Here is a 13,133-nt window from a genome sequence, read left to right on the forward strand (position 1 = left end):
TGGTGTTTTACTACTTAATAGAAAAATAAAGAAAATAATGTATGGTTTCCACCTTTATGTTATAATTCCTCACATGAATACATACAGCCTTCCATTACAGGGTTTAATGTGCCCTGGAAAAATCTATTTCGGTGTAAGGAGATAAAATGTACTCTCACATCACAAAAAGACCTAAAGGATTAAAAGAAACCAAACCTATCCTGATCACCTTCTTCTTATTCCTATTCACGATCGCGACAGTGATCTTTGCGATAGGAATGGGACCCGTTTCGGTGCCCGCAGCTACGGCGTCAAACATTCTTCTGAGTAATCTTCCGTATCTTTCCAGTATGGTGGAAAGTGATTGGACACAGTTGGACGAAAACATTATATGGGGACTGCGGCTTCCTAGAGTTTTACTAGGCTTAATTGTGGGAGCTTCATTATCCGTTACGGGAGTGACCTTGCAGGCTCTGGTGCGAAATCATTTGGCTGATCCATTTATTCTTGGAGTATCTTCAGGAGCGTCTGCAACAGCTACGTTAGGTATGTTGTTCGGCACGTTCTCCTTCCTTGGTACGTATTCACTGTCCATCAGCGCATTTTTAGGAGCAGCGTTTGTCATCATAGTGGTTTATGCTCTCTCAAGAGTGAATGGGAAGATTAATATGACGCAATTGTTATTATCAGGAGTAGCTATCGGGCTGATTATGGAATCGATCACAAAGCTGATTACACTAAGCGCTCCTAACGCATTAGGCTTACATAACGCCACATTTTGGATGGCAGGCAGCCTGGCAGGGGCTAAATGGGAGTATTTAACTCTCCCGCTGCTTGCCATGATCATCTGCATGACTATTTTGTTGATTAATTATCGAGCTCTAAACGCTTTACTGGCTGGTGATGAAGCAGCCGGTACTCTAGGATTTAATGTGAATATCCTGCAAACGATGCTTGTATTAATTGCATCGCTCTTAGCCGGTGTGACGATCGCCGTAAGTGGTTCAATCGGTTTTGTCGGGTTAATGGTTCCTCATATCACCCGGCTGCTGGTTGGATCCGACCATAAAAAAGTACTGCCCGTGAGCGCCTTTTTAGGTGGAATATTAGTCGTATGGACCGATGTGGCTGCTCGATTAATCATTGCCCCAGAGGAATTGCCGATCGGGGTCTTAACAGCCATCATTGGAGGTCCATTTTTCATTTGGCTATTAAAAAGAAATGCCAGAAAATAAGAGGAGAGAAAAATATGAATCTACAAGTAGATAATCTCAGTTTTTCTTATAACGAGCACACGATCCTGGACGATATTTCGATGAATGTGGCTAGTGGAGAATTTGTTGGAATCATTGGACCAAATGGCTGCGGCAAATCTACCTTATTAAAAAACTTATATCGTTCTCTTACTCCAGACACGGGTTCTATTTATTTGGATCATAAAGGCTTTAAAGATTTAAAAGTTAAGGAATTGGCTAGAAAACTAGGCGTTATCGGACAGGACAACACACTCCCATTCGACTTTGCCGTCAATGACATCGTTGCTATGGGAAGAAGCCCTCATAAAAAACTTTTTCAAAGCGATACCAAGGAAGATATGGAGATTATCCAAAATGCTCTTGAAAAAGTGGATATGCACACAATGGCGGACAAAAATTATTTATACCTCTCCGGCGGGGAAAAACAACGTGTCTTACTGGCAAGAGTCTTGTCACAACAAACCGACTTTCTCATATTGGATGAACCCACCAACCATCTGGACATCCATCACCAACTAAGAATATTTGACGTAATTAAGGGATTGGGGGCAACCGTGCTTTCTGCTATTCACGACCTCAATATCGCGGCCCTGTATTGTGACCGTATTTACGTAATGAAGGATGGATCCATTTATCAATCAGGTACACCCGAAGAAATCTTAACGACGGATATTATTCAGGAAGTGTTTAACATAAAAACCGATGTAAGGATCCATCCCGTAACCAAAAAAGTAATGATTACATACTTACCGGAAAGCATCCTCAATAAAGGAGAGAATAATATTGAAGAAGATTAAATGGTGGATATGGTTTTTCGTTGGACTCATAAGTATAGGACTGGCAGGATGTGAATCCTCAAGTGGTAAAGGACAGACCGAAGAAACTTCTAAATCAGGAGAGGCAATCCAAATTGACAATTACGGAAGAGAGCTGTCCACCTCTGAAAAGCCGAATAACGTATTAACGCTTGGACCCAACACAACCGAACTATTTATAGCCTTAGGTCTTAGCGACCATGTCATCGGAAACAGCCTGGATAATCACAGTCGCGGGGCTTTACCAAAGTATGAAGAAGCCTATGAACAAATCCCGGAATTAACGTATGGCTCTGCTACGAGAGAAGCGGTATTAACGAGTGGCGCCGACTTCATATATGGAATTGAATGGGAGTTTGGCAAAGAAGCCCTCAGCCTTGAAGAGTTGAAAGACTATGGTATAACTACCTATGTAAATCAAGCTACAACGTTAGATGAAATGTATAAGGAGATTATGGATATAGGGAAAATTTTTGAGGTAGAAGATCGAGCAGAAGACTTCGTTGCGGACCAAAAAGATAGAATTGCAACTATAAAAGAACAAGTGCAAGGACAGGATCCTGTAGATGCGCTCGTTTATGATAGCGGCGGTGACGGAGTTTTCACGGCTGGAGGTACCAACTTTGAAACATTACTTATTGAATCAGCCGGCGGCAGGAATATTTTCGACGATATAACGGACAAGCAATGGGCAACCGTTAGTTATGAAGAGGTCGTAGCCAGAGATCCAGACGTCATTTTGATTCACGATTATGACGCACCTTCGGTGGAGCGGAAAATAGAAGACATAAAAAACCACCCCATTCTATCTGAGCTGGAGAGTGTAAAAAATGAAAACTTTGTTTCCATTTCATTAGAAAGTGTTCTACCTGGAAATCGGATGGCTTACTCCGTTGAAACTTTCGCAGAAGGTTTCTATCCTGATTTGGTCGGTGAATAAGTCAGCCGTTACCTCTACAGAAATTTCTTCAACATAATTTATAGTTTTAAAGGGACGGGTGAGAGAATTTTTCCCCCGTCCTTATTTATTGGTTTTAAACTAAACCTATAAATATTGGCATGTTTTTTTACCAATAATCGAAACAGGGACTGGTGTTTATCATTAAATTAGAACTACTTCTCCAATTATGGTAAGTATCCGTATCTTCCTTCATGACTTTTCTTAAATAGCTCTATCGAAATCAACTAAATCCTCTTTATTATTTCTTTATTCTTCTGGTCCAACTCTCCAAGCTAATATTAAAACAGAAGTTGTGATTAGTAATGGTACGAAAATACTCACCTTGCACCTCCTCCCTTCCAAGTGAAGCTCCCATTTTATAATCTACTGTTTAGAGGTCCAGAATCTACTAAATAAATTCACAACTACCCATCCTGAAATTCCTCCTAACAATATAGGAAGCACATGATCAGGACGCCCCAAAACAAAATACGTAACGACACATATCAGCAGGATCATACCGGCCTGACGTATTATATTCATTACATCCCCCTTTACCTTCGAACCACCCCATCAGCCATGATGATCGTTGGTCAACCCAAATACATAATGATCAACATATTCACCATAAAGATGTTCAGACTTTTCAAGGCAGCCCTCTTTTTTTAAAATCCAGCCTCTTTGGAATAGCTAAACTTTTCTCATTTTCAGTTGCGGCTCGTATTTCAATTCTTTTTAAGTCTAGTTCTTGGAAGCAGTAATCTACAATGGCCTGACACGCTTGGGTCATGAGTCCCTTTCCTTGAAAGGATTCTCCGAGCCAGTACCCGATAGAAGTCGATCGGTTGGACCAGTTGATCGTATGTAGTCCGGCCACACCTGCCAGTTCTCCTTTATACCAGATCCCAGCCTGAAAACCATCATTTTTGCAAAACTGATTTAATGTGCCCTTTATAAATTCCCTGGAGTTTTCCACAGATTTAGTAGCATCAATCCATGGCAGCCATTGCCTTAGACTATCACGCGACGAATCGGTTAATTGAAATAACTCCTCCGCATGTCTTATCTCTAATAATCAAAGTACTGTATGTTCATTAATGACATGTGTAAACATATGTAAGCATCTTTTCCAGTCGTTTAAGGGGTTAACTCCGCTTCGGTGGAGAGTGTTTTTATCATTAATTTCAACAAAACCAGTGTCTGATCGTTTTCCTCAAAGAACTCTTGTATCCAGATCATTTCTACTTTTAAAAGGGATGTAATACGTTTAACCGCTTTTTCATGGGAAGAGGGAGTGACACACTCATAAACCTCAAGCATTGTCCTTCTCTTTTCTCGTGGCAAATGGGCATCAATCGCTTTAAGTCCGAGCCGGGAGCGATCTTTCGCATATCGGTATAACATCACATTCGAGAGGTTGCTCATCACATATCGCAGCATCTCTTGCGCCCACACCGCATTGCCTCGTTCTTTCGCTTTCTTGTATTGAAACAAAAACCAGGCTACATCAATGACGTGATCCTTAAATTCAGCTTCAGATAGCGTTAATTTATGCTCGGTCTGATACTTGTCCATGAGATGATCCGGATCGTACAGAACCGTAAAATAATCTTTATTTTGAAAAGTCTTTTCTGTAACGGTAAATAGATCCACATGAAGCCAGTCTTCGTAGATCCCTATAATTTGAGGAGCTATGATGAAAATGTCGTCGTAAAACATGGGATCCTTATACGCTCTGAGATGATTCAGTCTGCGTGATAGAAAGGCTTTTTCATCCTCTTCTTTTACTAGACAATACAAGTCAATATCGGAGTGCTGATCGTGCTCGTTTCTGCCCATCGATCCTTTTAAAAATATACTTTGGACACCAGGGTCTTCTTTTAAACGGTTCACTAGTATCAACAGCTTGTTCCTGACGCATCCTGATCACCTCTTTAGGATTAGTAAAAATAAATATTAAGCCATCATATCCTTTTATACCAAAATTTCCAACACTATTCTAAAATTTCCACATCCCTTTAAAGAAGTATGCACGTAATCGAGGCCCAGAATGAATCTATTAATATTGATCTTAGGTAAAGCATAGTATGATATGTGTTTTCTATAGGGGGGGAACAGACTTGATGAATGAGGAACTTCAAAGATTATTTAATCGTTTAATTGAAATTGAACACGTATCTACTACTTTGTATTTGGCGATGTCAGCTTATATGGGAAAAGAAAATTACACGGGGATGGCAAATTGGCTGCGTCTGCAATCGAATGAAGAGCGGGCTCATTTATTAAAACTAATCGATTTCGTTGTAGATAAAAACGGAACGGTTGAATTGACAGCTGTGCCCGCACAGCCAAGTAATTTTGGAACACCGTTAGAAACATTCCAAAAAGTATTGGAACACGAGCAATTTGTAACGAATTCTTATCGGCAGGCTTATAACTATGCGATACAAGTAGATCCTCAGTCGGCCGTTATCATTCAGGATTTTCTCAGAGAACAAATTGATGAAGAAGCTCAAACCCAAACTATAGTCGACCGCTTGATCTTAGCTCAAAATCAGCCATCAGCTCTTTTACTTTTAGACCAAGAGCTGGGGCAGAGGCAAGCTGCAGGCTAAGCACACGGCACTTTTAAGCTTTTTGTTAAAAGTACAGGTTTGAAAGGGGGATAAGATGAGCTATACAATTCCGGGAGGCCAGCCACAGGGAAAACCGATCTTTGTCACCAGCAAATTAAGGGAAGCCATGGTTGCCGAGTTAACCGCCATCAATGACTATACATTCCATATTGCCAACTCAAAAATGAAAGAGGTTAATAAAGTCTGGAGAATGATCATGTTAGATGAAAAGAAACATTACGGCATGTTTCTAACCTTGTTACGGAAATACGATCCCGCACAATATCAAGCTTATGTCTATTTCCACAATACCAAAGAGGAGGTAACAGAACCGGTTCAACATTACACCCCTGATTATGATAACCAATTAATCATGAATCTTATTAGAAAAGATCTTAAAGGGGAACTGGAAGCAGCCGTACTGTATGATGAATATGCAGAAAAAATTACTTACCCTGATGTCAAACAGGTTTTCGCTTCCATTAGTCGAGATGAGAAGTACCATGTGGAGCACTTAACAAAGCTCTTGCTCCGTTATGATTCCGACCCATACAATGGTCTGCAATAATCTACGCAAGTAAACAATTAAATGAATTAACATGTCCGAACCATCCTTCTCTTGAGGGTGGTCTCTTTGATTAAACGGCCCCAACGTACTATAGGACATGAGTGAAACCAACGGACAAAATCAGACGAATGAAGATCCCGGACAGCTCGAATAATGAAGAATCATAGAAGACAGCAAGGATCGCCCATGATAAAATAGATAATAATAGTTTTTTGATAATAGGGAACTTTTAAGTAGTCATGTAGTCATAATCGAAATTATTCTGAGGAGGGCCTGAGCAATGGAACGGAAGGAAATCGATGAGCAAGTCATTCACCAATACAAGCAGGATGAACAGAAGATGATCTTAATTTTTGCTCAATGGTGTGTAAACAACGAGTTGGATCCTTTCGAAATTTATCGAAAAGCTTATCCAAATCAGCCAACGAATACTGCTTTGGAAGATGCCGCCGAATTAACACTCCCACCATCAGAAGCCCACCAGATCTCCGTAGAAACTTTATTAGAAATCTTATCTTTATTTGGTAACGACGACCTTGCCTTTGTAGTTAATGACGAATGGAGTCAACTGGAAAGGAAAAATAATAAATAACCGCTACTAAAGAACAGCTTACCTAACACAGAAAAATGTTTTATACAGGAAGCTGCTTCTTATACTGCAGCTCATTTTATAAAAGGCTCCGTCGATTTCCGACGGAGCCTTTTACATTTTGAAATATACGAGGGTTAAACAGACTCTACAAAGATTCCACATTCATCTTAATTGCTCTAGTAGCCATAAACGTTTTAATATGCTGGTCTACTATTCTCGCACCTCCAAAATCGTCCTCATAAAAACCGGTTAACACAAATCCTGCCTCCATCTGTCCCTGAATCTGGTCTTCCAGCGTGTGAGCGTATTCTATGGTCTGGCCTGAATCGATGTAATCCTGAACTTCATCTTCAGGCAGATAATCCAACGTGGAAGAAGGAATGGAGTGCTTCACGTCAAGAATCCCTTTTCTCTCTTGGTTATCATCAAAAATCCATAATAAAGGATTCGTAAAGCCGGCAATGAATATACCCTTATCCTTCAATACTCTTGATACCTCGCGCCATACAACATGAACATCTTTTACAAACAAGTTAGACACAGGGTTAATGACCATATCAAAACGTTCATCTTCAAAATCACGAAGGTCCGACATATCCCCCTGCACAGTTTTTAAAGTCAATCCCTCTCGCTTGGCTACCTTTTCATCTTGTTCCAACTGCTTTTTGGATAGATCCATAACCGTTACATCTGCTCCTGCTGCAGCCAGGACCGGTGCCTGCTGACCTCCTCCTGAAGCTAAACAGAGAATTTTTAACCCTGCCACTGAATCTGGAAACCAGTTTCTTGGCACCGATTTTTCTGTGGTGACTGTAATTTTCCAATCCCCTGCTTTACTTTTTTCAATCACATCACGGCTTACAGATTGGGTGTATCTCGAACCTTCCTCCACCTTATTATCCCAGGCATGACTGTTTTGTTTTGTTGTATCCATCGTATTTCCTCCTTACACGTGAGCTGGAAAAATATGTGCTTACTAGTTACCGTTGGCAAAGCATTTATTCTACGTATCTGCCTTTTCTTCTTCATTGCTAGCTTCATCAGCATCCACGGTTACCAGCGCTTTTTTAACTCGATTATCGGCTATCTTCACGACTTCAAAAGTTAGATGTTTATAATCAATCACTGGCCGTTCCTGTTCTGACGGGATGTACCCTAACTCGTGAAGTAGAAATCCGCTGAGCGTATCCAGCTCTTCCGTAGGGAATTGAACGTTCAATACTTCTTCCAATTCCCAGAGACGGGCCATGCCGTGGATTTCATACTGATAAGGAGATAGTTGTTTGATTTCCTGTTCTTCATAAGATCCTGCTTCGATATTTTCACTATAGATTTCCCCGACGATTTCTTCGATGACGTCTTCAATCGTAACCAGTCCTTCCGTGCCGCCGAATTCATCAAGGACGATCGCAATATGAACATTGTTCCTTTGCATGGATGTGAATAGGACATCTATGGTCTGGGACTCCAGAACGAAGTATGGTTTCCGGATGACCTCGAGCAGATCGAAATCTTTATCCTGCCTTAAAAATTGAAAGAGATCTTTTGCATGAAGCACGCCAATAATATTATCGCGGTCTTCTTCATATACCGGAAATCGGGTAAAACGCTCTTTGTTGACCACTTCCAGGACTTGATCGAGATTCGCGTCGATTGGGATCACGCACATATCGGTTCGGTGCGTGATAATATCAGAAGCAAGCTTGTCATTGAATTCAAAGATGTTATTAATCATCACCTTTTCATCTTTGTTGATAGTCCCACGCTCCCTGCCGATATCGACCATCATACGGATATCTTCTTCGGTAGCTTCCTCATTCTGCGCATGGGGGTCCACGCCAAATAAACGTACGACTGTATTCGTAGAAAAGGTAAGAATTTTAACAATGGGGGATGTTATTTTTGCCATTATAGAAATCGGAGCAGCCGCAAAGTTAGAGATGACTTCCGCACGCTGCAATGCCAACTGCTTCGGGACAAGCTCCCCAAACACCAGAGTAAAATACGACAGGATGACAGTAATGACAACGACCGAAATTGTATTTAGTATTTCAATCGAAATCGGGACTCCCATGTTATGCAAGGCTTGTGCCAATGGATCAGCAAAGAAATCGGCCGCAAACGCACTTGATAGAAAACCTGCGAGCGTAATGCCAATTTGAATCGTACTTAAGAATAAGCTCGGCTTCGAAATAAGATTATGTAACGTTTGGGCTTTGCGGTCGCCATTGTCAGCCATACGCTTCACTTTATTATCATTTAAATTGACCAGTGCAAGCTCGGAAGCCGCAAAGAAAGCATTTACTAGAATTAAAACAATAAGGGTGATAATTGCTGTAGTCAACGAACCATCCTCCAAAGTCCTGCACATTTTGTATTCAGTATAGATGGTAGCTGAAATGGATGCAATTCGATTATTGGAATAATGAGGATTTACTTCCTTTAGCACCTATACGCTTTGTTTTAAAAAAGCCCTCCCAAGTACATTTAACTTAAGGAGGGCTTTTCATTCGTTTTCAGTGGGAATGTAAGCAGATATTAATTGGTTGGTAGGTGAACGGCAACTTTTTTAATCTGATAATGATCTGTTTCAAGTATCGTCCAGTGATATCCTTCCTTTTCTAATTTCCCATGGGGCTGAATATCCACCAGATGCATTTGCAGCCAGCCCCCTATCGTATCAATTTGTTCTTTTTCTTGAAATAAAACACCTAATGCGTTTTCTATTTCCGAAAGCAGCGTTTTACCATTGAAGTGGTAAAGTCGATCTTCTACTTTGTTGATATCTCTCGTTTCACTTGAGTCGAATTCATCACGAATTTCTCCTACGATTTCTTCCAGGATATCTTCCATCGTTACCATTCCAGCACTGCCCCCATATTCATCCACGAGCAAGGTGACATGAACTTGTTCTTTCTTCATGTTCATGAGCACTTGCTGAACGGGTGTACTTTCAAGCATGAAAGGTACGGGCTGAATATACTCTTCAAGAGAAATATGCTCTCCGCTTCCATAATCCAACAATAACTTTTTTACGTTTACAAATCCGATAATCTTATCTTTATCTCCGTCTTCTGTTACGGGGTATCGTGTATGTTTATATGTTTTAACAATATTCATGATTTCTTCATGTGTCATATCTTTCGTTAAAGTAACCATTTCGGTACGAGGTACCATAACATCTTGAGCTACTCGTTCATCGAAAGTGAATATCTTCTGCATATAGGTCAATTCCGTTTGGTTAATTTCTCCACTTTGACAGCTTTGAGCCATTATAATTTTAAGCTCTTCTTCAGAATGGGCTTGATCATGCGTAGCAGGTTCCACACCAAAGATACGAAGAAACATACGTGCTGACCCATTTAACGTCCAAATAAACGGAAACATAAGTTTTCCAAACCAATAAAGAGGAGGTGCTAGTAACAGCGTCATTTTTTCTGCAAATTGGATAGCCAAAGTTTTGGGAGCCAATTCGCCGATAACTACGTGTAAGAAAGTGACTAAGGAAAATGCGGCCACAAACGAAATAACAGCTGCCAACGCCTGTGATACGCCGAGGCTATCAAATAAAGGGTACAACAGCCTCTCCACCGTCGGTTTTCCTAACCATCCAAGACCTAAGGCTGTTACGGTAATACCGAGTTGACATGCAGAAAGATAATAATCCAGCTCTCCAGCTACTTTTTTTGCTTTTACAGCTTTTTTATTTCCTTCATCTATTAACTGATCTAACCGGGAAAGTCTCACCTTAACCACAGCAAACTCTGATCCTACAAAAAAGGCAGTTAATAGGATTAAAAGCACAACTAAAAGCAAATTCGTTACGAGTATAATGTCCAATAAGTCCCCTGAAAAACGGGGATTCACCTCCAAATTTTTTAAAGCTTAGTAAATAGTATTACGATGTTAACTATTAAATCACTTCCTGATTAAGAAAGTTGATGCATCTTGGTTAATTCATCCGTATCTGTGCATTTCATATCCTTATCTATAATAAGTCTTGTTTGAAGTTGATAAACTTCCCCCTGTTCCAGAGGCGGAAGATCGGGCGGTACCTGGTAGTAAAAGGGTACCTCCATATATTCCTTCGGTTTGATAATTTGAGCCATAAGTCTTGTAACCACCGGAGCTACAAACTTTGCTTTTTTACCGTTAGATACTTTAACAAGATCACATTCAAGGCGTTGGATACGATGTTCTGTCCAGCCGCCGTATAAAGAAAATACCCCTTCAATTTCACTTGATTTTTGAGAATCAAGAATGAGATCGATTTTAGGACGTCCTAACCTTAAGTAATTGACCAAAAGCTTCCTCAGTTTGAATGCCTCCCTTAAAAATTATATTCAGTACTTAATTATTGTAATAGACTTATCCATTTTAATTTTACCAACGAAGCCGATTCTTTCTTCCATTAATAGAGTTAATAAAAAAACCTTTACCGCATGTTGGTAAAGGTCCTGGTCTCACAATGTGGAATCTCCTACCTTCACCTGAAATGGCAAAGGTCTCGCAAACAACACTAGGTTGCCAGTTTAGCCGGTGGCCGGGAAGACCACGTATTGTCGACATAACTGTAAGCTACTCCCCTTTGGAGTATATTGGGCTCTTCTGAACACAGTTTATACTCATAAACTGTAAGATTATCATACAGCACCCCTGCTTAACCGTCAATTAGTTAAGTGTGGAAAAGGAAAAGTTTATAAATGAGTCCTTCAAATGATAAAAAACGGCTTCACCTCCTATCTTCAGCATTGAAGACCCCCTATATTTTCCAAAATTATAAAGAATCTTTTAACATTATGTTAATTGTCAGACAATTACAAGCTTGGTATAGTGTATAAAACTACGAGGAGGGAAAAATTTGGAGATTAATGGAAGCAGATTTGCAGACCACATTAATACGTTAGCTGAAATCGGGAAAATTGGAGAAACAGGCGTTTGTCGATTAGCCCATTCGAAAGAAGATCGTCAGGCCGTCGATGTCGTGAAAGGCTGGATGGAAGAAGCCGGATTAGAAACCCGCATCGATTGTTTTGGTAACCTGATCGGGCGATTAGAAGGAAAAGATCAAGACAAACCGATTCTCATGCTCGGTTCTCATATCGACTCCCAGCCCTATGGCGGTCGTTTTGACGGAACCGCCGGTGCACTAGGTGGCATTGAAGTAGTACATACGTTGAAAGATCAAGGAATCGATCCGAACCGCACGATCGAAGTGGTCTGTTTTTCTGATGAAGAGGGCTCAAGGTTTAATAAAGGAGTCTTTGGTGTCCGCGGCTTGATTGGGCAATTGGAAGAAGGTGAGCTTAAGCGTAAAGATAAAAATGGAGTGACGAGATTGGAAGCTTTGCGCGAGTTCGGGGTGGAACCGGACGTATCTCAAAGTCCTGTCTATCAGCCTGGTGATATTGAAGCCTTCCTTGAATTGCATATTGAACAGGGGCCCGTCCTGGAAGCCGACAACAAACCGGTAGGCATCGTCTCCGCTATTTCCGGTCCAATCTGGCTAACCGTCACTCTCGAAGGATTTGCAGGTCATGCAGGATCTGTGCCGATGAACCTAAGACAAGATGCCTTCCTTGGAGCCGCCACCATCACGAAGGAATTCAATGAACTTGTCCGGAACGAAGGGACACCCAACACCGTTGGAACGGTTGGCAGTATTCAGAACTTCCCCAACTCCCGTAACATTATTTCTGAAAAAGTAGAGTTCACGATTGATCTAAGAGATATTGATATCGAAGCTCGCACAAACCTTGAGAAAAAACTCTATCAAATAATTGAAAAGACAGCGTCCGAACTTAATTTGGAATACTCTGTGAGCGAAGATACAAAAAGCGAACCACGTTACTGCGCGGACTGGATCAAAGATATTATGAAACAAGAAGATGAAAAGCTCGGCTTTCAATCTCCCGTCCTGATGAGCGGTCCTTTTCACGACGCGCTGTTCATGTCCTACATCAGTGACTATGGGATGATTTTCGTCCGCTGCGAAAAAGGGATCAGCCATAACCCGCTCGAGTATGCAGAAATGGATGATCTCCAAAAAGGTGTGGAATTGCTCTACCATACGGCAGCAAAAATCGCTCAGTCATAGAAGTAGCCACTTTTTTTGTATATGGAGATCTCTTTATTAGACGTCTGAAGAAGTACGAGTTGGACAATATGTCCAACTCGTACTTCTTCAATATAGTGTGCAGGTAAGGCATTATGTAAATGTACAAGTTTATAGAATCATAAGTGATCGATTTCAAGGGAGCTCATTTTAACAAATGTTTGACCCCTATCACTTCCCTCCTCGACGGTACACCATCTGACTGCGCTTTCCAGACCAACTCCAATAAGTCTGAAATGTATCCTGGTTTCAT

General features: G+C 40.9%; 13 protein-coding genes and 1 pseudogene. 7 read left to right on the forward strand and 7 right to left on the reverse strand.

All coding sequences use genetic code 11. The features are described 5' to 3' along the window. Positions 1 to 146: 146 nt before the first annotated feature. The 3 genes from HBHAL_RS16210 to HBHAL_RS16220 are packed head-to-tail and all read left to right on the forward strand — an operon-like array spanning position 147 to position 2,990. The gene (locus HBHAL_RS16210) at positions 147 to 1,214 is read left to right on the forward strand and encodes a FecCD family ABC transporter permease (RefSeq protein WP_014644557.1); all 1,068 of its coding nucleotides are present in this window, start codon (positions 147 to 149) and stop codon (positions 1,212 to 1,214) included. A gap of 14 nt (positions 1,215 to 1,228) precedes the next feature. Further along, on the forward strand, positions 1,229 to 2,032 hold the full coding sequence (locus tag HBHAL_RS16215; protein ID WP_014644558.1) for a heme ABC transporter ATP-binding protein: 804 nt from the start codon (positions 1,229 to 1,231) through the stop codon (positions 2,030 to 2,032). Further along, positions 2,019 to 2,990 (forward strand): ABC transporter substrate-binding protein, encoded by a 972-nt coding sequence (locus HBHAL_RS16220; RefSeq protein WP_014644559.1) that lies wholly within the window; start codon positions 2,019 to 2,021, stop codon positions 2,988 to 2,990. The genes HBHAL_RS16215 and HBHAL_RS16220 overlap by 14 nt, the downstream gene beginning before the upstream one ends. A 384-nt stretch (positions 2,991 to 3,374) precedes the next feature. Here the strand turns inward: HBHAL_RS16220 and HBHAL_RS21570 are convergent, their stop codons facing one another. The 3 genes and pseudogenes from HBHAL_RS21570 to HBHAL_RS16230 form a co-directional block, all read right to left on the reverse strand. Next, complete coding sequence (locus tag HBHAL_RS21570) at positions 3,375 to 3,533, reverse strand: hypothetical protein (protein WP_158512381.1); 159 nt, start codon at positions 3,531 to 3,533, stop codon at positions 3,375 to 3,377. A gap of 30 nt (positions 3,534 to 3,563) precedes the next feature. Then, positions 3,564 to 4,056 (reverse strand): annotated as a pseudogene (locus HBHAL_RS16225) (GNAT family N-acetyltransferase). 71 nt (positions 4,057 to 4,127) lie between these two features. Then, entirely contained in the window at positions 4,128 to 4,883 is a 756-nt protein-coding gene (locus tag HBHAL_RS16230; protein ID WP_223254222.1) for a nucleotidyltransferase domain-containing protein, read from the reverse strand. Between the two features lie 230 nt (positions 4,884 to 5,113). Between HBHAL_RS16230 and HBHAL_RS16235 the strand changes: the two genes are divergently transcribed. The 3 genes from HBHAL_RS16235 to HBHAL_RS16245 all read left to right on the forward strand — a co-directional run bounded on the left by HBHAL_RS16235 (position 5,114) and on the right by HBHAL_RS16245 (position 6,765). Continuing rightward, on the forward strand, positions 5,114 to 5,605 hold the full coding sequence (locus tag HBHAL_RS16235) for a ferritin (RefSeq protein WP_014644562.1): 492 nt from the start codon (positions 5,114 to 5,116) through the stop codon (positions 5,603 to 5,605). Between the two features lie 55 nt (positions 5,606 to 5,660). After that, positions 5,661 to 6,173, forward strand: a complete 513-nt coding sequence (locus tag HBHAL_RS16240) for a ferritin family protein (RefSeq protein WP_014644563.1) — start codon at positions 5,661 to 5,663, stop codon at positions 6,171 to 6,173. Between the two features lie 280 nt (positions 6,174 to 6,453). Then, positions 6,454 to 6,765, forward strand: coding sequence for a hypothetical protein (locus HBHAL_RS16245; RefSeq protein ID WP_014644564.1), 312 nt, complete (start codon positions 6,454 to 6,456; stop codon positions 6,763 to 6,765). 145 nt (positions 6,766 to 6,910) lie between these two features. Here the strand turns inward: HBHAL_RS16245 and HBHAL_RS16250 are convergent, their stop codons facing one another. The 4 genes from HBHAL_RS16250 to HBHAL_RS16265 all read right to left on the reverse strand — a co-directional run bounded on the left by HBHAL_RS16250 (position 6,911) and on the right by HBHAL_RS16265 (position 11,069). After that, on the reverse strand, positions 6,911 to 7,699 hold the full coding sequence (locus tag HBHAL_RS16250) for a class I SAM-dependent methyltransferase (RefSeq protein WP_014644565.1): 789 nt from the start codon (positions 7,697 to 7,699) through the stop codon (positions 6,911 to 6,913). Between the two features lie 69 nt (positions 7,700 to 7,768). Next, complete coding sequence (locus tag HBHAL_RS16255) at positions 7,769 to 9,109, reverse strand: hemolysin family protein (RefSeq protein WP_014644566.1); 1,341 nt, start codon at positions 9,107 to 9,109, stop codon at positions 7,769 to 7,771. A 194-nt stretch (positions 9,110 to 9,303) separates the two neighbouring features. Next, positions 9,304 to 10,605 carry a hemolysin family protein gene (locus HBHAL_RS16260; protein WP_014644567.1) on the reverse strand — a complete coding sequence of 434 codons (1,302 nt, stop codon included), beginning with the start codon at positions 10,603 to 10,605 and terminating at the stop codon, positions 9,304 to 9,306. Positions 10,606 to 10,694: 89 nt separating this feature from the next. Beyond that, on the reverse strand, positions 10,695 to 11,069 hold the full coding sequence (locus tag HBHAL_RS16265) for a sporulation protein (RefSeq protein ID WP_014644568.1): 375 nt from the start codon (positions 11,067 to 11,069) through the stop codon (positions 10,695 to 10,697). 557 nt (positions 11,070 to 11,626) lie between these two features. Between HBHAL_RS16265 and HBHAL_RS16270 the strand changes: the two genes are divergently transcribed. After that, a complete protein-coding gene (locus HBHAL_RS16270; RefSeq protein ID WP_014644569.1) occupies positions 11,627 to 12,862 on the forward strand; it encodes a M20 family metallo-hydrolase in 1,236 nt (411 codons plus the stop codon). Positions 12,863 to 13,133 lie beyond the last annotated feature (271 nt).

The sequence above is a fragment of the Halobacillus halophilus DSM 2266 genome (assembly GCF_000284515.1).
Lineage (GTDB): Bacteria > Bacillota > Bacilli > Bacillales > Halobacillaceae > Halobacillus > Halobacillus halophilus.